At 42.8% G+C, this 23,289-nt stretch carries 15 protein-coding genes; 6 read left to right on the forward strand and 9 right to left on the reverse strand.

What is annotated here, in order from left to right; translation table 11 throughout:
- Positions 1-23: 23 nt before the first annotated feature.
- From OQY15_RS16140 to OQY15_RS16175, 8 genes are all read right to left on the reverse strand, one after another.
- Entirely contained in the window at positions 24-4,865 is a 4,842-nt protein-coding gene (locus OQY15_RS16140) for a chemotaxis protein CheB (protein ID WP_265792891.1), read from the reverse strand.
- A 9-nt stretch (positions 4,866-4,874) separates the two neighbouring features.
- Positions 4,875-6,404 (reverse strand): GAF domain-containing protein, encoded by a 1,530-nt coding sequence (locus OQY15_RS16145; RefSeq protein ID WP_265792892.1) that lies wholly within the window; start codon positions 6,402-6,404, stop codon positions 4,875-4,877.
- Positions 6,405-6,871: 467 nt separating this feature from the next.
- A complete protein-coding gene (locus OQY15_RS16150) occupies positions 6,872-8,056 on the reverse strand; it encodes an ATP-binding protein (RefSeq protein ID WP_265792894.1) in 1,185 nt (394 codons plus the stop codon).
- Between the two features lie 197 nt (positions 8,057-8,253).
- A complete protein-coding gene (locus OQY15_RS16155) occupies positions 8,254-10,599 on the reverse strand; it encodes an alpha-L-rhamnosidase C-terminal domain-containing protein (RefSeq protein WP_265792895.1) in 2,346 nt (781 codons plus the stop codon).
- Positions 10,600-10,664: 65 nt separating this feature from the next.
- Positions 10,665-12,134, reverse strand: coding sequence for a RagB/SusD family nutrient uptake outer membrane protein (locus OQY15_RS16160; RefSeq protein ID WP_265792896.1), 1,470 nt, complete (start codon positions 12,132-12,134; stop codon positions 10,665-10,667).
- Positions 12,135-12,154: 20 nt separating this feature from the next.
- The gene (locus OQY15_RS16165; protein WP_265792897.1) at positions 12,155-15,472 is read right to left on the reverse strand and encodes a TonB-dependent receptor; all 3,318 of its coding nucleotides are present in this window, start codon (positions 15,470-15,472) and stop codon (positions 12,155-12,157) included.
- A 179-nt stretch (positions 15,473-15,651) separates the two neighbouring features.
- On the reverse strand, positions 15,652-16,899 hold the full coding sequence (locus OQY15_RS16170; protein ID WP_265792898.1) for a FecR family protein: 1,248 nt from the start codon (positions 16,897-16,899) through the stop codon (positions 15,652-15,654).
- Between the two features lie 74 nt (positions 16,900-16,973).
- The gene (locus tag OQY15_RS16175; RefSeq protein ID WP_265792899.1) at positions 16,974-17,579 is read right to left on the reverse strand and encodes a sigma-70 family RNA polymerase sigma factor; all 606 of its coding nucleotides are present in this window, start codon (positions 17,577-17,579) and stop codon (positions 16,974-16,976) included.
- A 388-nt stretch (positions 17,580-17,967) separates the two neighbouring features.
- Between OQY15_RS16175 and OQY15_RS16180 the strand changes: the two genes are divergently transcribed.
- Positions 17,968-18,285 (forward strand): hypothetical protein, encoded by a 318-nt coding sequence (locus OQY15_RS16180; protein ID WP_265792900.1) that lies wholly within the window; start codon positions 17,968-17,970, stop codon positions 18,283-18,285.
- 8 nt (positions 18,286-18,293) lie between these two features.
- On the opposite strand, the gene OQY15_RS16185 is transcribed toward OQY15_RS16180, so the two are convergent.
- A complete protein-coding gene (locus tag OQY15_RS16185) occupies positions 18,294-18,746 on the reverse strand; it encodes a hypothetical protein (protein WP_265792902.1) in 453 nt (150 codons plus the stop codon).
- 506 nt (positions 18,747-19,252) lie between these two features.
- On the opposite strand from OQY15_RS16185, the gene OQY15_RS16190 reads away from it, so the two are divergent.
- From OQY15_RS16190 to OQY15_RS16210, 5 genes are all read left to right on the forward strand, one after another.
- Positions 19,253-19,723 (forward strand): hypothetical protein, encoded by a 471-nt coding sequence (locus tag OQY15_RS16190; protein ID WP_265792903.1) that lies wholly within the window; start codon positions 19,253-19,255, stop codon positions 19,721-19,723.
- Between the two features lie 367 nt (positions 19,724-20,090).
- Positions 20,091-20,810, forward strand: a complete 720-nt coding sequence (locus OQY15_RS16195; protein WP_265792905.1) for an intradiol ring-cleavage dioxygenase — start codon at positions 20,091-20,093, stop codon at positions 20,808-20,810.
- 1 nt (position 20,811) lies between these two features.
- On the forward strand, positions 20,812-21,456 hold the full coding sequence (locus OQY15_RS16200; protein ID WP_265792907.1) for a hypothetical protein: 645 nt from the start codon (positions 20,812-20,814) through the stop codon (positions 21,454-21,456).
- Positions 21,456-22,571 (forward strand): sensor histidine kinase, encoded by a 1,116-nt coding sequence (locus OQY15_RS16205; RefSeq protein WP_265792909.1) that lies wholly within the window; start codon positions 21,456-21,458, stop codon positions 22,569-22,571. Before OQY15_RS16200 ends, OQY15_RS16205 begins: the two co-directional genes overlap by 1 nt.
- A 27-nt stretch (positions 22,572-22,598) precedes the next feature.
- On the forward strand, positions 22,599-23,288 hold the full coding sequence (locus tag OQY15_RS16210) for a LytTR family DNA-binding domain-containing protein (RefSeq protein WP_265792911.1): 690 nt from the start codon (positions 22,599-22,601) through the stop codon (positions 23,286-23,288).
- Position 23,289: the final 1 nt, after the last annotated feature.

Genomic DNA, 23,289 nt, shown 5'->3' on the forward strand with positions numbered 1-23,289 from the left:
TACTTCCACAACTTACAACATGCCTAAGAAGCTAGTTCGATTGGTATCTCAAACCAGAACTCAGAACCCTCGCCAATATCACTGATCACACCAATCTTACCCTGATGTCTTTCAATGATCTGTGCAGAGATGTATAAGCCCAGGCCAAGTCCCGAGAAATGGTTGGAGCTTTCTTCAACCCTGAAAAAACGATCGAATATAAACTCTGCCTTGTCGTTAGGAATGCCAATTCCCTGATCTTTAACAGATATACGCACATTGCCGGCGCCAGTCTTCTTCGCTTCAATAAACAGTTGCTTCCCGTCTGGTGCATACTTAAGGCCATTGGAGATAAAGTTAGAAATCACCTGTTCAATCCGATGGCGGTCTCCGTTAACAGTCAGGTCTTCTATATCAGTAATGATTTCCTGATGAGTAAGGTTGCTTTGCACACCATCTATAGAGTCCTGCAGCACTTCTCTGATGTTAAATTCAGACATCGTAAAGGTCATTTTTCCCGCTTGTATCTTGGTGACGTCCAACAAATCATCTACGAGCGCAGTAAGTTTGCCCACTTGTTTGTTCGCTTTGTCGATAAAGCTGAAAATATTATCAAACTTCCTTTGCTCAGCCATTTTTAGCGCAAACTGTAAAAAGCCCTTGATACTTGTAACAGGCGTTTTCAACTCATGACTTGCGATACTCATAAATTCATCCTTTTTACTCATTAGCGCTTTCGTAGTAATCTGGGCGGTGATCAGATCAGTAACCTCGAAGCCAAAGAAAGATACACCGTCAATCTGACCTTCGGACGAATACACAGGATTCAGGATCAAGTCAAACCATGCCTCCTGCGCCTCAGCATGTTCAGTTGCTGGTCGCGTAAATTTATAGCTGTTTGCCACCAGCGTTTCGCCGGTACGCACTACCTGTTCTTCCAGGGCGATCAGTTCAGGAGATTCGAACTGGGAACCATGACCTAAAGTTTTCTTGCCGATGTATACCCGGCCGCCATCAAACTGCTCAAATGCTTCGTTTACGAACTCATAAACCAGGTCTTTGCCTCTTCTGATGCTGATCAATGCCGGGGCTTTTTTGAATATGCTATGGAACTCATCCTGCTGTCTCTTTATCAGGTGCTGCAGTTCATCACGTTTTTTATCACTTTCTTTTTGGGTAGTGATATCAATAATGTATGTTACGGCATCTTCCGGCACGTCATCATCCAGTATTGCTGAACCAATCATTACATCTACAGCATGACCATCTTTATGATAATACTGCTTTTCAAATGGTGGGCAATAGCCCTGTGTACGCAGTAATTCTGCCGAAGCGGCACTTGCTGCCATTGCCTCCGGAGGGGTAATATCTTTCCAGCTGATTGCGCCATTCTCAAAATCTTCAACGGTGTAGCCCAGCATTTCAAGAAAAATGCCATTCGCATTTTCGATCCTGCCGGTAACAACATTGGAGAAGATCATCCCGATCACATTGGAATCGAATATCTTACGGAATTTCCTTTCTGAAGAGTTTAGTTTATCCTGGGCAGCGATCAATTGAGAAATATCCAGCATTGAGCCTACCATACGGTAAGGAACAGCATTCTCATCAAAGAGAATACTACCTCTGTCCAGGATAGTAGCATAGCTGCCATCAGCCTTTTTCAACCGGTACTGGCAGGTCCACTGTTGTTCTCCCTTATTGATCGCATTATTTACACTTTCCTGAACCCGTTTGAGATCTTCGGGGTGAATAATTGTAAAGGCAAAGGAAATACTTCTCTTTTCTGGTTTATCCTCGTATCCGAAGATAGTTTTAAAACTGGCGCTGCGCCATATCGTATTGTCCGATAAATCCCAATCCCAGATCGTATCATTCGTAGCCTGTGAAACGAGGTTAAATCTGCTTTCGCTTTCCGATAGGAGGAGGGTGCGTTCTTCGATTTTTTGTTCCAGCTCAGAATTCAGCTGCTTTAGATTCTCGCGTGTACCCAGCAGCTCATTATAGTTATGCTTTAACTTCTCCTGTGCAGACTTTTGTTTAGTGATGTTTGTGATCGTAGCGGCGAAACCGTCAGACATTTTAACGGCCACAATTTCTACCCATACTTTCTCATAGAGCTTATACTCTACCTGGAACGAATTTCCCTTTTCAACTACTGCCCTGTAAGCCTCCAGAAGATTTCCTCCCGAAATTTCCGGGATATCCTTGATGATGGATGCCCCGGTCAGTTCTTCTGCATTTTTCCTTAACAGGGTACCTGCAGATTCATTGAAAGTGATACATTCAAAATCTGTGATCACATTCTGTTTGTTTCGTACCGATTTAAAGGCCATGACGCCATTTAAGCTGGCATTAAAAACACCTGTGATAATATTATTTAATTCGGTGAGCTGAGAAATGTTGACGAAGGTGATTACTACGCCATCTACCTTGCCGTCTTTTTTAACGTAAGGCATAATCCGCATCAGGCTCGTATCACCATTTTTTATTCTGACCTCTTTCTCAACTGCGACACCATCATCCAAAACCTGTTGTATATCACTGTTGAGATCAGTTCCCTGTAAGTTGTTGGATATCTGCTGAATTGATCTGCCAATATCAGCGATAATCAGGTTCACCATCCCCACGGCTGCGGTATTGAATTTACGGATATAAAGACTGGAATCTACAAATACCTGTCCGATGTCTGTACTACGGAAATAATTATCCAGGTCGTCATTCAGGTCGATCAGTTCACTGATTTTAACCTGATGCTCAGTATTGAGGGTGTGTAATTCTTCATTGAGCGATTGCAATTCTTCGTTGCTCGACTGCAGTTCCTCATTAGCAGACAGCAGTTCTTCGTTTGTGGATTGCAATTCTTCATTGGTGGTTTCCATTTCCTCAGTTGCCAGCTGCAGGCTATTTCTGGCCTCATTGAGTTCGGCTTCGAGCTCAAACACATAGTCGCTTGTTGTTTGGTCAAGATGCATTTCTCCAAAAGTACGTTCTTCCTTCTCATAAGAACCTTCAGGGGTACTTTCACCAAAGACTACGAGCGTCAATCCGATGCCATTATCCTCTTCAGGAGGTTGCACAGAGATCTTCACATAGAATACTTCGTTGTTCTCTTCAAACCTTACCCTTCTTAAATGCACAGTAGTATTGCTGTTCCATGCTTTCCTGATGGCAGTATTCAACAGAACTGATACCTGTTTGGGTACCATCTTTAAAACATTCAACTCAATCTTGTCGCTAGGTAGTGACAGATATTTCCGGTAGTTACCTATCGCGTCCTGCATGATGTAAGATTTATCAATATATACACCAGCATAGGCAAGTTCACGGGTAAGGAAGCTGTTGAATCCTTTTTCTATGGGGCTCATCGCAAACTCTGTCGACTTGCCTTTGCTTTTATCTGGCTGGCCGGATGTTCTTGAACCGGTATTGTAGGTATTATAAGACGCATAGTTGAGCACGCCGGTCTTCCTGAAGAACTTCAACTTTCCTGAGATCTCTGTAAAGCCCTCCTTCAGAGGGGCTACCGATTCGCTGGAACCAAGAAATAATAGTCCCCCGGGGATCAGCGAGAAGTGAAAAGTTGAAAGAATTTTTTCCTGCAATATGATATTCACGTAGATTAACATATTACGGCAGGTTACAATATCATTTTTGATAAAGGGAGGAGATTTCGTAACATCATGTTTGGCAAAAACAATCATCTTACGTACTTCGGGGATGACGCTGTAATATTTGCCATCTTGTGTGATATACTCCTTAAAAAAGCTGTCCGGAATTTCTTTTTTTATGCTGAGCGGATACTGATTTTTTGCAGCAATATCGATGCTTTTATCGTCTATATCCGTCGCGAAAATCTTTACATCAACCTTTTTACCAGATTTCTTTAAGCAGTCTTGTGCGATAATCGCGATAGTATATGCCTCCTGACCAGTGCTGCAGGCGCAGACCCACATTCTGATGCTATCTCCATCTGATTTGCGGTCAAGGATTTCTTTAAACTGGGTACTGAACATCTCAAAGGCATCTGTATCACGGAAAAATCGGGTTACTCCAATCAGGAAGTCCTGACTAAGTATGGCCAGCTCTTTTTCATCTTTCCTGAGTAAGGAAACGTAATCACCAAAGTTTTGCATATTGTTCTCATTCATTCGTCTGCCGATACGCCGAATGATTGTTGGTGTTTTATACAGATTAAAGTTATTCCCTGATAAGCCATGCACCAGCCCAAATAGTTCCTCCAGCAGCTTCTCGTCTATCTTTCCATCCTGCAGAACGCTGAGTGGCTCTTCATTGGCATAGCTAAAAAGCTCCTGACTCATTTCTGCAGGGGAGAGGATGAAATCTGCACAACCTGTGGCAATTGCACTGTTGGGCATCCCGTCAAATTTCGCCGTCGCAGGATCCTGAACAATGACCATACCCCCATGATCTTTTATTTTTTGTATTCCTTTTGTACCGTCGGTGCCGGTTCCGGAAAGGATGATCGCTATGGCTTTATCTTTTTTGTCTTCAGCAAGCGTAAAGAGAAAATGGTCAATTGCAGAATTGGGAACTTTATGCTGTGTCTTGTCAGCTAGTTTTAATCTCCCGTTTTTAACGGTCAGTAATTTGTCATTAGGGATAATATATACACAGTTTTGCTGTATAGCCATGTGATTTTCGGCTTCGAAAACCTTCATGTGTGTATGTTTGCCTACCAGTTCCACCAGTAAGCTTTTATGTTCAGAAGATAGATGCTGAATGACAACAAATGAGAAACTCGCATTTGCAGGCATATTGTCAAAAAATAGATGAATGGCTTCCAAACCTCCAGCGGAGGCACCAATTGCAACTATATAATTGTCGTATCTTTTTGCTTTATTTACCGTTTTGCTTTCGGTCATTCTACAGTATTAATTGAATGTCTGATCCGCGTCAAACTGGTATAAAAAATTCTTAAATGATTCGGCAATGGCAAGCTCCGCTTCAGTCCAGACTTTTGACTGCCCGAAAATGGTTTGCTGCCATAGTTTGAATGAGTTCCGCGGATGATATTTAATTCCATCCTTTTCGAAATTCACCGCTTCGTTGGGATTACCTCCCCAACTGATATCTTTGATCCGTTCAGGTCTGAAGCCGATTACAAAATCACCTTTATGACTATTAATTGGAATAATGACTACGCCACTGGCAATATTCTGATAGTGACGGGCATCATCGTAAACTTCTCCAAACTCATGACTTGAAAAAACCGTGCCGAGCGATTTACTATTGGCCCAAAGCAACATGTTTTCAATTTCATCCTGTTCAGGTACAATGCCATGGGATACTATATCGCCATTTATGCTAACGGAGAACCCATCTAAATCAAGTAAACTGAGGAATTGCTTTCCTTCATCTTCCATCAGGCCTTTGGCCATATCTCCCTTAGAAAATATGCATTGAATGATATCTGCTTTTATATCTGAGAGTCTGCCTGATTCTATCAGGGCTTCCTGCTTGATAATTGCCGCGATCCGGTACGAAATTTCGATGCTCAGCCACTCGAAAATGGACCTGTTTTCAAGACTCAGGTAGTTGGGAGTGATATGATGGCAGGAGATCAGGCCCCATAGTTTTCCTTCAACCATCACCCTGATAGACATCGATGCTGCGACATGCATATTTGCCATATATTCGAGGTGAACAGCTGCCACGCTACGTAAATTGCAGTCTGATAAATCTATAAATCCACCAGCAATCGGGTTGATCACTGGATACAGGCGGTGGGTGATGTAATCTTTATTTGGTATTAACCTGAAAGGATTTTTTACGTAAAGATCTCTGGCTTGTTTGGGAACATCTGAGGCAGGAAATGTCTGTCCCAGATAGCTTTCTAAAGTGCCTTCAATTTCTTCAGCAATTACTTCGCCATTCCAATGTTCATCAAAGCGGTACATACGGATGCCATCAAATCCTGCAATGCGACGTATCTCGTGGATACTGGCTTCACATACTTCCTGCAGGCTTTTTGTATTTTCAATACTGGCAATAAAAGATCTTACCTCCTGAAAGACTTCTGAAAACACACGTTCAGGAACTTCATCATCTTTCTCGATTTCCAATATCACCATATCTTCTTTGATATGGCATAACAAGGTTACAGGTACTGGTGTCGCCTTGGTGACGAAACTTGATTTAAAGGGTACTCTGTTTCTGATGCCTTTATCAAATTCAGCCTTTAATGCATCGAATGCGTGTTCGGGAATACAATTTGAAAAGTGCAGCCCGATTAGCTCTTCAACAGGATTTGAATATAATTCGCTTATATTTTCGCTTGCCTGTATGATGTTCAAGCTGTTGATATCCAGCACGATCAGGTAGCCGTAATCCTGGATGGAGTTTGTTTTATGAATGGCAAGCTTGCCACAAAAAGTAGCATCGAAATTAGTGTTTACGCTCATCGAAATAGAATTACTTTTAATGCTGGCACTCAGGATTACAAGTTATACACGATCCTTTAAACATAATGTTGATGGACTATGTTTGATAAAAGTAGTAAATTATTGAACAAAAAGTCTTTTGCCATAGCATTCTTACAATGGCCGATATTCCGGAAAGTAAATATTACACTGAGTTTCAGTTATCAATGATTTTGAATGGTTTTGTGGTACAACTATCGGGGGTGATTTTGTAAAGTAGTATTAATAAAATAAAATACTCAAACCAGGCATGGTCTCTAAGCCTTCTGGATGAGTTCTGGATGTGCTAATGATGCCTTCGAGGCAGTTTTGTTTGTTAACTTGTCCATTGTTTATGTGTTGATATTATACATATATAACAGTGATAACGGAAAACTGCCCGAGCTTAGGTTGTGACTAATTGAACATTTGTTAGCACAATGTGGAACTATACTTTGATCGCGATTGCATTAATGAATAAATCCACCCCAGATATAGCCGTCGAATATTTTCACTGGGTGCCTGCCAATCACATTGTACTGATCTATACTTAGATTTTGAGCCAGGTTTGAAACAGTTTTTAAATCGCTCTCAGTGGCAGTTTCCTTGACTTCAAAACATGCTTCCTTATTTAGGATAAAATCGATCTCTTTGCCGGTTTTGAGCTGGAAATAAGAAATAGATCCTTTGTGGAGTAATTGATTAAATACTGCATTTTCAAACATGGCTCCGCTACCAGCATCTGCTGAGATTGATGCAATACCATTATCCAGAAAATAGATCTTTCTTGCTTTAGTGATTTCACGATCAGGGCTATTCGATAATACAGGGATGGTCCTTATCAAATAGCTTTGCTCTAATAAATCCAGGTAATTTTCTATGATTATACGCGAAATACCCATCATATTCGCAAGTTTTGAAATATCGAGTTTCGTCCCTATTCTTAAAGATAATAATTTTATTAATTTATAAAGATTGGCAGGATCCCGAATATCTGACAGCAGAGCGATATCGAAGTTGATGTAAGAACTGATGATATCTTGAATCATATCTTTTTTATCAGCTATTGTCGTAGACAAAACTACTTCAGGAAATCCTCCATAGTTGATATATGTTTCGTAGTAGTCCTTTAAACGTCCGTATTCTGCTTTACTAAAAATACCAGCCTGAGACAAAGGAATTTCAGAAAATGAGATTCCATTAAAGGCAAGTAATTCAGAAAAGCTAAGAGGATAGACCTCGAAAATTTTCTTCCTTCCAGCCAATGATTCAGAGAACATATTTTTCATATAATAGGCACTGGAACCTGTAATGATAAATTTGATATCATAAGTGTCATAAAGATATTTTAATACACTTGGTAAATTCTTAACCAACTGAATCTCGTCTATTCCAATTAATACTTTCTCGCTAAAATCAGCTCCTCTCTGGCTGAGAGCATAGACGATAGATTCATAGTTTTCTTCGGAAAATAACGACCGGTTATCCATCCGCTCAAGATCAAAGTAAAACTGCTGTTTGATTTTGGAATCTTCCATCAGCTGTTTTACCAAAGTTGTTTTACCGGTGCGCCGCATTCCTGTCAATACAGTAATTTGCTTCTTTGAAAGGTGGTCTGATAAAGACTTGTATATGAATCTGCTGTGAAACTCCATAGCTATGAAAATTTATTATAGTCAAATTTAGCATTACTATTTTTAATTAACAAATGTAAAATAGTAGTACTAGTTTCATCTTAATTATTAAAATAGTTATTTTTATGCTTGATTTACAGACTCAGATGAAATAGAATGGTACGTACACAAAAAATCCCCCGATGATTGTCGGGGGATTTGAGGGCATAGAAATAGACTTATAAACTAAACATATTCTTTTTGTTGCCCGATATCGGATAACTTTTATCCTTCCAGACAAAGTTTCCCGAAACATCTGCAGGTAGCTGAATCTCAATATTCCATTTTTTACCGTTTTGACGATACGATACGGAGAGTGGCCCTTTGGGATGCGGTATCGTACCACTGGCATTGCTGAGTTTTCCTAATGCCGGTTCAATCTTCACTTTTGAAAATCCGGGTCCGTCCGTTTCTATACCCAGTACGATACGATATAGCTCAATATTTGGACTTGCGCCCCAGGCGTGGCAATCTGAGCGCGTGGTTTTGGTGTCACTAATCTCTGCCCAGGTGCTGAGTCCGCTTTTGATATGATCACGCCACACATCCAACTGATCCAGGTAGCGATCTGCATAACCCACTTTTTTTAGCGCCAGCATCTGATAATATCTGAAATAAATGGTAGTTTGCGCCAGTGATTTATCTGATAACACGCGGTCCATCAGCTCCCGCGATTGTTTTTCAGGTACCAGATCTGTAAGTATAGCAAGCACATTTGTATGCTGCGAATACAAATCACGGGTATCCACATCCGCAAAAAGCCCCTTTTGCTCAGACCAGTATTTTTTCTTAATCGTAGTTTTCAGCTGGCTGATTTTTTCCTGATATTTAGTGTCTATAGCAGGTACTCCAAGTTCCTTTTCGAGGCTGGCAGCAACCTGGTAAGCCCATAACAACTGTAAATCCATCATGGCGCTCCCGCCTGCCTGGCCTTTCGGGGGAACGCCAAAATTCCAGCCCTTGTTGTTAGACCAATCGGTAAAATTCCAGTAAGGCATTTCTCCCAGAGATCCGTCTGCTTGCTGGTAGGTTTCAAAAAACGCAACTACTTGTCTTACACCAGGGAGCAAGCTCCTGACAAACTGCTCATCGCCTCTGTACATCCAGTAATCATGCACCATGCCTATCCACCAAAGCGAAAAGGGTGGGATCTGCTGATCATAATTGGTAGGGTAGCGACTCAAGGTTATTCCCTCGGCCATCCGCGAATTGTCGAACTGCTGCAAGGCTTGCCTCAGCAGTCGGTCGTCACCACTATTATACAATGATACCAAGCCCTGGATGCGTGTATCACCGATATATTGCAGTCGCTCGTAGTAGGGGCAATCCATATAAGTTTCCATTGCGCAAAGTTTCGCCGTACGCCATCCAATAGTTAACATCGTGTCCAGAATGGAGTCGCTGGCCTTGAATGAGGCATTGTAGTCGAAAGGATATTCTGCTTTAACAGCGTGAAAATCAGTGATCTCCAGCGGCTGATCTTTTGTTTGAACCGATAGCTTCAGGTATCGGAATGTCCTGTACCAGAGCGGTGTATAAGAAATTGGGTTCCCTGAAGCGATCAGTCCGTCCTGAAAGCCCCTGAATCGTCTTCCTTCAATCTCATCACGCTGACCTTTCTGATTGGCTTCGTCGTAAAGCGCTTCTGCATAGGCAAGATGTACTACCGCATTTTTGCCCTTATTGAGCAGCAGTACCGGATAAGCATTGGTCAGTACTTTCTGGTCTATCAGCCACTCTACCTTTGTATTTGCAGGGATGATAAAAGTACTTTTCTTTTGCAGGGAATTTTCCTTGACAACAAGTCCGCTACTTTTTCGGATGGTAGCGAAGCGAATGGGTTCCATTCGCATAGGAGGGATAGTCCGCGGAACAAGAAAACGTCCCGGTTGATTAAAAACCGACCATTTTGTTTGTCCATGACTGCCTTCTGTTGCGGCTTTCCAAGTGTCTTTACTGACTAAATCCCTGGCATTCCAGTCCGCAGTATATTTGGAAAAATCCACCATTTCTGCCGGACCGATATCTGTACCGCGGCTCCAGCTTGCGACAGCATTATATCCTTCATTTCTGCATGATAACCAGCTGGAATCAGTATTCAGGCCGTATGATTTTTCCAGATTGTCTTCCTGGATGATGAACCCTGTTTCATAAGAAAGATGGGCCATCGCCCGCCTTCCCCCGGAGTTCCAGACTTCTGCCGTCACATAGTTTTTTCCGGCCTTCAGGAAAGGGGCAATATTTAGGGTTTCAAACTGCCAGTGGCGCAGATCTGCAGCTGCTGGTCCGTGACTTACCCAGGTACCATTCACATACAGACGGTACCTGCTGTCAGCCGAGACATGAATCCAGAGGCTGTCGGGCACAGACTGAAGAGAGATCTCTTTTCTGAAATGAAATACAGCTAACTCGCTCCGGTCGTTTGCAGGATGGCTGATCCAGCGGGCAGGCCAGCTTTTTCGCAGCAGCACCGGATTAACCGGTACTGGCGATTGAGCAGCATATATTGATTGTATGGTTAACATACATACGAACAGGTAATAACATATTTTCCGCATATCTTTTGACATTTATAATTATAATTTAATACCTATTCAAGTAACAAGACTTCTCTTCTCGGGTACTGAAATAATGGACGAATTGTGGAGTATCCTGCCGCTGGAATAAAGCTTTTGGATGCCTTCTCTCTTACAGCATGTGCTTTCATCACATTTTCTGCCTGTCCTGTTCTTAATAGATCAAGCCAGCGATGGTTTTCAAAGGCCAGTTCAATCTGACGCTCATGCCATACTGCGGTTCTGAATGCCTCTTGGGTAGTGACATTTTGCGCCGTTAAAGCTGGCAGACCAGCCCTGCTGCGAACCCGGTTCAATAATTCAAAAGCCTGACCACCGGTTACATAGCCTATCTCATTCAAAGATTCTGCTGCCATCAACAAGGCGTCGGCAAAGCGGTATACCGGAAAGTTATCATTGGTTTGATACCGGACTGCATGGGGGCTTTTATATTTGATAATATAGGGAACCACCTGCCTGGTTACAGGATCTGTAAAAGTTCTGCTGATCGATTTGTCCAGACGCTGGTCGCCCGCTTCATACTGCGCAATCAGGTCTGCGGTGGGAATATTCCAGCCTGAGTCGGCACCCGTATACAGCGCAAACCCTGTGATGCTCGTTCCCGCGTTGTATGGAGCAAAAGTATACATGAAGTTACTGGACATGGAATAGGGTCCTTCCAGGAATTGGACCTCAAAGATAGACTCCACAGAGTTTTTTGCCGTAGAATTAAAGTTATCCGAGTAATTGGCGTTTAGAGCCCTTCCCGACTGCAAAATCAGGTTGAGCTGTTCCATCGCAGGGTTAAACTGTTTCTGAACCATGTACACCTTGGCCAATAACATGCGGGCGGCAACACTGGTCACCCTTCCCAGGTCATTAGCTGAAGTATACCTTTGTGGCAGATTCTCAATCGCCATTTTAGCATCCTTGATGATCGCATCATAAACTTCATTCACAGGTCTTCTTTTAGCCTGGGCAAAAGCATCACTTGTGGATGAGATTTCGCTGAGCACCAAAGGCAGCTCCCCAAAGAGCTGTACCAGGTTAAAGTAATAGTAGGCACGCAGGAAACTCGCCTGACCGATAATCTGTTTTGCAGCGTTCTCATCATTGATCTTATCCGGTGCATACCGGTTGATGATCACATTACATCTTCCTATACCGATGAAAGAATTGGAAAAGAAAGAGTATACAAAGGAATTATCGTCAAGCTCCAGGAACTGATCGATTTGTTCCCTTCCCAACGCGGATCGGTCTCCGGTGTTGTATTGAAATGCCGTGTTGTCTGATCTCATTTCTCCCAGTTGCCAGAAGGAATCCGTAAATACTGGTCGCAGGGGAGCGTATGCGCCATTCACTGCCTGCACAAAGTCCTCCTTAGTTTTAAAGAAGTTCTTTGCATTCTGCAAGTATTCGGGATCTGTATTCAGATATTCTTTCTGACAGGATACAGTTAAGCTGGCCAGGAAGATGAGTATATATTTGATTTTCGATGTATTCATGTTTAAATAATTTGTTTGCGTTAAATGCCGAAATTGACACCAAAGGTATAAGTAGCCGCTACCGGATAAGCAGTGAAATTCACGCCAGGGGCCAGCGAGTTGGATCCTGAAAAACTCACTTCGGGATTGCCGCCTTTATACGAGGTAATAAAAAGTACATTTTGCCCGCTGCAGTATACCCGCATCGACCTGCTGAATGAAGTCTTGAAATTGTAGCCCAGGGTGACATTGCGTAAAGAAAGGTATGAACCATTTTTAACCCAGTGAGAAGGGCGGAAATCACGCGCCAGATTCGTGTTTGATACCGTTGTTGGCAAAATTCCTGCTCCCGGTTGCTCCGGAGAACGGTAGCGGTCCATCACCTCGCGCTCCACGTTGAACACCCCGTCCAGGTTGGTCGTAAACTGTTTATACTGATCCAGGATCTGTGCACCATAAGAGCCGCTGATCAATACCGAAAGGTCAAAACTTTTATAATTAAACCTGTTAGTCATCCCGAAAATAAAGTCGGGATGCGGATTTCCTATCACCGTCTGGTCATTGGCATCAATCACACCATTGCCATCCACGTCTTTGTAACGCACCGTACCAACCACCTGACCATTGATATGCGGATAGCGTTGCAGTTCTTCCTGTGTCATAAATAACCCTTCAGATACATAGCCATAGAATAAGCCCATCGGCTGACCTACCATGGTGATGTTTGTTCCGCCTGCACCGGCAACTCCTGTGATGATTCTCTGCTTGCTTCCGATATCCAGGACTTTATTCCTGTTAAATGAAATATTGAAATCTGTTTCCCATTTCAGGATGCCCTGGGTATTTTTAGAGTTTAATGAAAATTCCCAGCCCCTGTTCCTCACGTTTCCAAGGTTGGTAATACCCTGACTAAATCCTGAGCTGATCGGGATGTCAATAGTCTGCAGCATCTGCTGTGTATTACGTGTATAATATTCCGCTGTAAAATTCAGACGCCCCTTGAATAAACTCAGGTCCATTCCCACATCCAGCTGCCGCGATGATTCCCAGCCCAGGCTTTGGTTGGCCAGGGAGTTGAGGATCACACCATTGGCCAGCGTGTTTCCAAAGGCATAATTACTGGCTGCGATCAATGGGATTGCGGTATAATTTCCGATGGCATTATTACCTGCTATACCATAACTACCACGCAGTTTCAGGTCGTCCAGCTGAGGTATTTTAGGGAAGAACTTTTCCTCTGATAAGCGCCAGCCGATGGAACCGGAAGGGAACGTTCCCCATCTGTTATTGGTCCCAAATCTTGAAGAACCGTCCCGGCGTACCGTACCCGAAAGGATGTATTTGTCTTTAAACGTGTAATTTACACGAGCCAGGTAGGAGAGAAGTTTCCATTTCTGCACTTCGCCGCCCGGCGTTACCAGCGTTGCCGCATTGATGGTTTCTATGGCATCATTTGGATATTGCGTGCCGATGATGGAATTGCGGTCTGCCCGTTCCTGCTGCATCGTATAACCTGCCAATGCGGTTACATGGTGATCCTTCCAGCTTTTTACATAAGTGACAGTATTCTCATTGAGCCAGTTCAGCAGGACGCTGGAATCAAACTGTCCCCGTGCAGGTTGTGGTGGTGGATTGCGAAAGGCACCCACGTAGGAAGGCTGGAATACATCGAACTTCCCATCCTGCCAGTCGACATTAAAAGAGGTCTTTACAGATAACTCGGGGAGGATCTGCCAGTTGAGGAAGGTGTTCACCAGTGCCCTTACATTTTTAGACTGCCTTTTGGTATTGAGCAGTACATTCAGTGGGTTGGAATTTGCAAAAGCGTCAGGTGAAGTAACGATAGGATTGAAGCTGCCATCCGCTAAGCGTACCTGAGACACTGGAGTAGTGAGAAGAGCCTGAGTCAGCACACCCGTTTCAAAATGTCCTTCCGAATCTGATAGCTTTCTTAGTGTATAACTCGGAGCCAGGTTCAGGCCGAGTGTCAGGTTTTTTGCCAAAGTAGTTTCCAGGTTCATACGGAGTGAGTACCTTTCAAATCCTGTATTACGAACCACGCCCTGCTGGTTAAAATATCCTCCCGAAGCCATGATCCTGGTTTTATCTGTACCATTGGTCACCGTAACATTATAGTTCTGCATCGGCGCATTGCGCGTGAGCTCATCCAGCCAGTCGACACCCTTTCCCAGTGCTGCCGGATTTCGGTATAACTCAGGTACATCATTAATATTGAAGGGCTTATTGTTAAAGCGTGCCAGGTCTTGCCTGTGCTCTACACGCCATGTAGCAAATTCTTCTGCGCTCATCATATCCAGTGTCCTCGAATCCGGGATATGCTGCAAACCTGTGTAAAAAGAAAAGTCGACCGTTGATTTACCGCTTTTCCCTTTCTTGGTGGTGATCAGGATTACACCGTTGGCGCCCCTTGAACCATAAATGGCGGAGGACGCAGCATCCTTCAGCACGCTGATGTTTTCAATATCATCAGGATTCAGCGTACTCAGCGGATTCTGGAACTTATCGTAACTATTGTTGATAGGAAAACCATCAACGACATACAGGGGGTCGTCACCGGCCCCAATGGAGCCTGCGCCGCGCACACGGATCACCATTCCGCCACCCGGAGTTCCCGAGGCCTGGTTTACCTGCACGCCAGCCATTTGTCCGGATAGTTTCTGATCGATACTTGTTACCGGCAGATCTTTGATCACACTTTGGTTAATCGTAGATACCGCACCGATAACATTCCTTCGCGTTTCACTGCCATAGCCTACAACAACGACTTCATTCAACGCAGATATGTCTTGTTTGAGGACAATGCTGAAGTTTCTCTCCGCGCCCACAGCCACTTCCTGTCGCTGAAATCCGAGATACGTGAATACCAGGGTAGCATTTGATGGCACCTTCAGGGAGAATTTACCATTGCCATCTGTTCGTGTACCCACATTTACATTGGTAAGCACCGTTACAGAAACACTGGGAATAGGTTTTCCATCTATATCGTTGACCTGTCCCTGTACAGTTATCTCCTGACTGGGCGCAGATCTGGAACTGGTTTTCTCACGGATAACAATCGTGCGGTCCTGCTGATAAATAATATCAAAATCAGCATCGTTCAGGATCGCGTTCATGAGCTCCGGAACGCTGCAGTCCTTTCGTTTGATGGTGACAGGAGGGATTTTGGCGAGGATGGCGCCCTCACTGATGAAGTTGTATCCGGTTTGTTTGGTAATCTGCAGAAACACCTGCCGGATGGGCATGTCCTTAACCTTTAGCGTCACTTTACTTTGCGCAAAGCTGCCAGCGTTGGACTGGAATGTCGTGATTAATATTATTGCAAGTATAGCTTTTATCATAAATAAGCTTTTGAAAAGGCCATAGAGGCTTATGCCGCTAAAAGCGGCGTATTTTTTATACATTTGGTTAAGATTTATTTGTTAGTCAAAATTTGGCTAGTCATTGTTGGGGGGTATCCTGCAAGAGCCCTCCCAAATCTGCCGGAAGTGCTAGTAACACTTCCGGTTTCATTTTATCTCTAGGTGTAGCTGATTCTAATCTTTATCCTCCTTTCTTTATGATTTTTATCTGATAGAATGTCAAACTGAACTTTGCCTGTTTTTTCTAAATTCTGTAAGAGAAACTTCAGGGATTTGCTGCGGGAATAGATTCCGAAAAACTCTACAGACTTGGCTTTGCCGGCATATTCCAGGTCTACATCATACCATCGTGCTACCTGATCCATGATCGCTGGCAGAGGTTGGTTGTTAAATAAGAAATAGCCTTCCTTCCATGCTGTAACCTCTTCCAGGTCCACGGTTTTTACATTTACAGCTCCAGCAGCGCTCACTGCAGCCTGCTCACCTGGTTTAAGGATTTGTTCATGCTGCTGTAATGGTCCCGATGCTTTGCCGATTTTTACGACCCCACGTACCAATGTTGTAAAAGCGTGTTTTTGCTGAGGGTATGCCTGTATATTGAAAGCTGTTCCCAATACCTTTACGTCATGGTTTTCTGTGTGGACAATGAATGGAAGTTTCTGTTTCTGATTGAGGTCTTTATGTTTGATATCAAAAAAACCTTCTCCGCTTAGTGCCACGCGCCGTTCAGACTTTGAAAATATGTCTGGAAAACTGAGTGAACTTGAGGCATTTAGCGTAACAAGCGATCCGTCCGGCAGTGTTACTTTATATTCTCCTCCACGTGGTGTGCGTATAATGTTGCCGCTGAGCTGCGTATAACTGGGAATTGCAGAGTTTATGTTATTACCTATAACTATCCAGCCTTGTTGTTTTTTCCTGATTGTTAGGTTGCCAGCATTTACAATTTCATTGTTAACTAATTTTTCCAGATCGATCTTTATTCCATTGTCCAGGATCAAAACAGCGTTGTCCTTGCCGGGCGGGACATCCGCAATCCGAGTGTAGGTTTGAGCTGTATTGACTTTGCTATCTTTTGTTCTGGTTTGGAAAAACTGTATGGAAAAAAATACGGCGATCACTGCGGCAGCAGCATAGGCATACCAATTTCCTGATTTACGATTCTTTGTTTTAGGGTGCTTTAATACAGCTTGTTGCAGTCGTTCGATGCTGTCAGCAGATAAGGAATCAGCTGAATTTTCCTGGTTGTTCCATGATTGATCGATCATCGTGGCGAACAAATCCTCATCTTCCAGGTAAGTCATCAACTCCTCCCATTCTTCGGGAGTGCAGCGATTATCGCGATAGCGGCTATACAAATACTTTATTCTGTCGTTCATTGGTCTGCGCAGGGCTTTGATAGACATGATGCTATCATTTGCTGATTATATACATGACCCATCCCGGAACCAACAGGAGTAATGGAAAAGAATATTTTTTTTTAGAAAAATATGAAATGGGAGTAAAGCAGTGCCAAAGCGATTTCTGTATGGGCCTTCATATACTTCCTGATGAAGCGCAAGGCCAGTTGCATGTGAGTTTTTACGGTTAGCTTTGAGAGGGAGAGATGCGCAGCTGCTTCTTCATACTTTTTACCTTCTACATGACATAGCTGATACACGGCTTCCTGCTGTGGAGAAAGTTTTCGCACAGCCTCGTCCAGTAATCTGCTGGTCTCATTAAACAAAATTGAATCTTCTGTATTCCGGTCTTCCAATTTGTGATGAACTTGAAGATATAAGTTCCTGCGCTCCTCAATCTGCAGGCTTCGCCATACTTTTAAGGTTTGGTTTCTGGTGGTTACACGCAGGTATGCTCCAAATGAATCAATCTGATTGAGGTGCTCATGTTGCCAGATCTTTAGAAAAACCGTGAATACGATTTCTTCAGCTAATTCGTGAGATTTGATAATTTTTAAGGCGTTTGTATAAACTTGCGCCTGATACCTGTTTAATAAGACGCTGAAAGCAGTTTTATTACCTTCACTTATACGGCTCAGAAGATCCTTATCATCGGATAACATATAGTTCAGGGGCTTATTGCTCAAGGTTGAAATGGTATTTGGTTAGGTTGTACTTAGGTAACCGAAAATAAATCTTTCTTTGAAATTCGGCATCCTGTACTATCCTGCCCTGGTTCTCTGATTTTTTGAATATATGAGTGATTTTTATTTTGTTCGTATCTCGTTCGTATCTCGTTGTTTGTTGGTATAAGCCTGGGAGATTTTTCCCTTATGGTTGGTGTATAGTTGCTATATCCATTTGATAAAGCAACTATATACCAACTATAAGGAGCGGATAAGGCAACATATACCAGTATACGAGCAATACACGACCAATACCTAAGCAACTTGAACCTAATAAGATGATCAGCAAGGCCAGATCCATACTTATTATAATTAGCATTATTGTTGTTCTTAGTTTTAATCACTATCTTTGAGTGAGATAACGATTTTAGTTATGGCAATATCAAAAGCATTAAGAACTAGATTATCTGGTGCGACCGGTAAACAAAATCAACTTGAAAAGGTTGATAGTGCGAGGGTAATCAGTGCTGCTTTCATGGGAATTTCAAATGTAATACCATCCAATCCAAAATTAAAGCCGTTCAGCACTAAAACTGAGAGTGATGAGACTTCAAAAGTGATCATACTTAAGGTGAATCCAAGTTTAAATAAACTTACAACAGATCCTTTGAATCCTAAAGCTTTACAAGCCAAGAGTATGTTTGCGAATTACCGCAAAAATAATTAAGCCTCTTTTCAGGTGAATATCAATGCGTTGTAATTAGTTCCAGCCTGAAAGGCTTCTCTGAGTGTAAGATCTTCATTATCATCTATTATTAAACCCTCAAGATCGAACATTTTTGTAAGAACGTCTAGATGCTTATTTATGCCCATCTGATATTTTCTGGAGCGGGCAACCGTGCTGCCTCTAAAATAGATCTTCCGTGTAGGAAACTCGTCACTATATATTTTTGCAATGTGAGCCACAGTTTCCAGAACCATATCCATATCACCATTTTTTGATTCTGTATCAAAATCTTCAGTCCCATCTGGTGCTACAGTACAAAGAGCTAAGTTATATAGCTGTTCCTCTTCATCAATTAGATCAAACAGCGCCCTTTTCTTCAGGGTGGTCTTACCCACACTTTCAAAATCGAAGACCCGAAAATCGCTGGATGTTTCTAAATTTAGATAGGAATTTATGGACATGGCCTAAATGTATTTATACTGATAACTTACTACTTACTTCGTTGAATTATTTCGCCTTGGGTTCCAGGCGAACGAATAGCATAAAAACAAAACGTCGGTTTTTGAGATTCTGGTCACCGTCAATAGCGAAAAATGGTAATTAATCAGAATATTTTAAATTTGTTCCTTTAAATTAAAACCTTTTAATTTAATTAGTTTCTGATTTAGCTATTTTTAGTGGTGTGCATAGATACGTATTCTTCATTTAGTATACTTTGTTGTGTGAAAGTAGATATCTACATTTGTGTAGATGGAGGATTACTTGTTGTAGAAGGTTGTTCTGAATCAAAGGTTATTATGACCGAGTACATTGAATAGATTCCAGCTAAATGACTTACTACTGGATCAAGAGAAGAATCATCTGTGGATAGCGGTCAATAATGTAGGAATCATCAGATATGATCTTACCTCAACAATAACAAAACGATCGCCACTGAACTAAAACTATAAAAGCAAATCACGCTCACATGAAACACAAATTTAAATTATCCCTATTTCCTGAGTCGACGTTCACCATTACAACGTCTATCTGGACTGGCAAAATGAAGCTTTTTAAAGATGATATTAAGTTGGAGCAGTCAAAGGATCCAGGTAAACCATATCTTATCCCGACTGAGGATGGACAGTACATCAAAGCCTTTCGGAACAGATCTTTCGCCAACTTAACACCGGGCTTGATCATCAACGATCAGGTGATCCAGGTTGTTGAAAAGCTAAAATGGTATCAGTATACTATGGCCATTGTACCATTATTACTTTGTTTGATAGGCGGCGCGATAGGGGGATTGATTGGAGGGCTCTGTGCATACTTAGTGCTATACATTTTTATGAAAGAGCAAGATAATGCTATCGCATACGTTAAAGCAATAATTCCTATAGCGGTGTCTTATGTATTATATTTCTTTGCAGCATTAGAATTCATGAAATTAATACAATAATCTGCTTTCAATTCAAATTTCTAATCAGTCAAAAGGTTATTACAGTAATGTTAAATCTTTAAAAAAAACCATGTCAACTGATATCAGGAATAACCCACAAAATAGGCCTTGCTGTACCTTGTAAAGGCGTTTCTTAGGCATTGCTAAGGCCTTGGTTAGGGGTTGGATAGCCCCTTGGCCTAAACAACACCTAAAAAACGCCTTTCCAGTGCCTTTAAAGCCCCTTTTTTGCCCAAAAGAAAGACCGATCAGTGATACCGCAAAAATCACTCTGCCCAAGTCTTCACCGACACAATCCCCCGGTTCATCGTCACATTTCTTCGATCAAAAAAAATCCAGAGATCTTCATATCACAACAACAAAGATCATGGAAAGAAAGAAATTTTTAAGAAGCCTGCTGATTGGCGCAATGGCAGGGCCCGCAGTCCTGGCAGCCTGCAGCAAAGATGAGGAAACAACAGTTACAGATCCATCGGGGACAGGCACCGTCACCAGTACCGGAAGCAGCTCTTCGTCATGTACGGTAGCACCTACAGAAACCGAAGGTCCGTTTCCTACAAAAGTAGCTGCCTCTTACAGCAGAAGCGACATCACCGATGGACGTACAGGTTACAAAATGACTGCAAAAATCACCATCAACAGCAGCTGTGTGCCCCTGGCTGGAGCGATCGTTGATATCTGGCACTGCGATGCCGAAGGCAATTACTCCGAATATGGAGGCTCCGGGATGCAGTCCACCAATTACCAGTCAGTACATTTCCTGAGAGGCCGCCAGGTAACAGATGCCAATGGAATCGTCAACTTTACCAGTATCTTTCCCGGATGGTACTCCGGCAGGGCAACCCATATACACGTACATGTTTACAGCTCCAATGGTAACTCACTGAAAGTAACTCAAATTGCTTTCCCTGAGGGATCAGGTACAGCGGTAGCACTGGTTAACGGTTATAAAAAAGGCATGACGGGGTATACTTATAATGCAAATGATAACGTCTTCAGTGATGACATGCTGAAGATTGAAGTCGCCACTGTCAGTGGAAGCCTGACTGATGGGTTCGCACTCGAAATGAAAATTAACGCCGCTTAATATGACCACCTTACCAGCACGCATATTCCTGGCTGAGCAGCTGGGAAGACGATTCTTCGCCGGGGAAACAGATTCCTTTGGCCCCCTGCAGTCTTTGCGGAACGAGTTCCTGGCAGCAAAGGATGAAATCAACCTGGAGGCTCCGGCAGATTCGACGATGATTCTAATCCCTGTAACAGGGGATCTTATCTACAAAGATAATCGCGACAACATGGAGAAGGAGCTGATGGTAGGGCAGGTCGCTACCATCAGCTCTGCCAGCTCATTGAACATCACAATCGCCAATCCATATGATGAAGAAGGCATCAATTTTATCATACTCTCACTCGCACATCAGCTGAGCCCTGAGGATTATCTTTTCAATATCGTTGATTTTGAGTTGTCTGAGAGCAATGGCAGTATGCTAAAAATCATGTCCTCAAATATTGCTCATCTCTGGATGGGGATGTTTCAGGGCCGGCATGAAACAACTCATCATCTTACAGGAAAACGCTGCTTTTACTACGTGCTGTCCGGTGCTTTTGAAGTGCAGGAGCGGCTCCTTCATGCGAATGACGGACTCGCCCTATGGGATATCACTGAAACAGAAATGGAAGCATTAAGTAATAATGCCGTACTGCTTGCTTTAGAATTACCTTATATTTGATGATGATCAGTATCAAAAGATCTTTGGCATTGCTGCACCTTATCGCCTGGTTGATATTTCTGACCATTCCCGTGATCTTTATGACCCAAAACGGCAGATCTGATATCTTCCAGATTGCCACTTCATCCAGGTACCTGTTGTTCAGCAGTATCTACATCTTTGTTTTCTACCTGCATACAGAAATCCTGGTCCCAAAGCTCTTCCTGCAGCAAAAATATACCGCCTACTGGCTGGCGCTGCTGCTGCTGCTTTTTGCTATTGTTTTAATCAAACCTTTTGATCAGCTGGTGTCTCAGAACAGAATGGATAATCGCCCCCAGCCACATGAGATGCCTCCGCCTCCGCCGCCCGGGAGAAGTCATTTTGAAGGCCTGCCCCGACCAGGCATTGAAAGGGCAATTCCTGGCAGATTCCCGGCGATGCAATTGGATATCACCGCGATCTTTATTTTTGTCATGATGATAGGCCTGGGATCAGCCATGCGCTCAATGAAGCAGTGGCAACTATCAGAAAAGCGCGCCCTTCTTGCTGAAGCCGAAAAAGCCACGGCAGAGTTATCATTTCTAAAAGCACAGATCAATCCTCACTTTTTGTATAACACACTGAATAATATTTATACCCTTTGCATCACAGGCAGCGAACATGCTGCGGAAAGTGTGATGAAGTTATCAAAGATCATGCGTTATGTGACGGATGAATCGGAGGCCGACTTTGTACCGCTGCAGGATGAGATCGACTGCATCAGCAATTATATCTCCTTGCAGCAACTACGATTGGGCAAAAAAGTTACCTTGAATTACACCATAGCAGGAGATGTTGCCAACCGCCTCATCACACCCCTTGTATTCATGACTTTCATTGAAAACGCCTTCAAGTACGGACTGAGCAATCATCAGGAAACACAAATCGATATCTCCATCACTATGGAAAAATCCAGGGTCATTCTCCTGACACAGAATCCTGTTTTCGCAGACAGAGCGGCAAAAGAAAGAAGGGGTATAGGCATTGCAAACACAAAAAAACGTCTGGAATATTTATATCCCGGTTCTCATGACCTTCAGATCAGTTCTGATAATGGAATTTTCAAGGTCGCTCTGATTCTCGAAGATAAATGATATCTTTAGGTAAGCAGAAGAGGTTAGATGATATTAAAATGTATTGCAATTGATGATGAACCGCTTGCACTGGAGCTGATCAGAACATACGCCAGTCGTGTGCCCGGCATCAACCTCGTGGAGACATTTGAAGATGCTATTTCAGCGATCGAGTATTTGAAAAAGTTCCCTGTTGACCTCCTGTTTCTGGATATCAATATGCCGGATATTTCAGGTGTTGATCTCGCAAAGGCATTGCTGAACAAACCTATGATCATCTTCAGTACTGCCTACAGGCAGTTTGCCTATGAAGGTTTCCAGCTGGAAGCGGTCGATTATCTGCTGAAGCCTATTGATTTTGATACTTTCCTCAAAGCGGTAGATAAGGCTGTAGCTTATAAAAATTATACTGATCATAAAGAAGTAACGTCTGAGAGCTCTTTCATCTATGTACATTCAGAATACCGCCTCATCAAAATCATACTCAGTGAAATAGAATATCTGGAAAGTATGGAAGATTATGTGAAAATCCATCATGGTAAGGAAAAGCCTACGCTAACGCTGATGACCCTCAAAAAGATCACGCAAATGCTGCCTGAAGAACAGTTTACCAGGATCCACCGCAGCTATGTCATCAATACGCGAAAAATTAAAGCGATACAGCACAAGAAAGTACAATTAATTAACGTTCAGCTCCCTATTGGGGATAGCTACGCCTCCCAGTTGAATTTCAGATAAT

Source organism: Pedobacter sp. MC2016-15 (assembly GCF_026239695.1).
Lineage (GTDB): Bacteria > Bacteroidota > Bacteroidia > Sphingobacteriales > Sphingobacteriaceae > Pedobacter.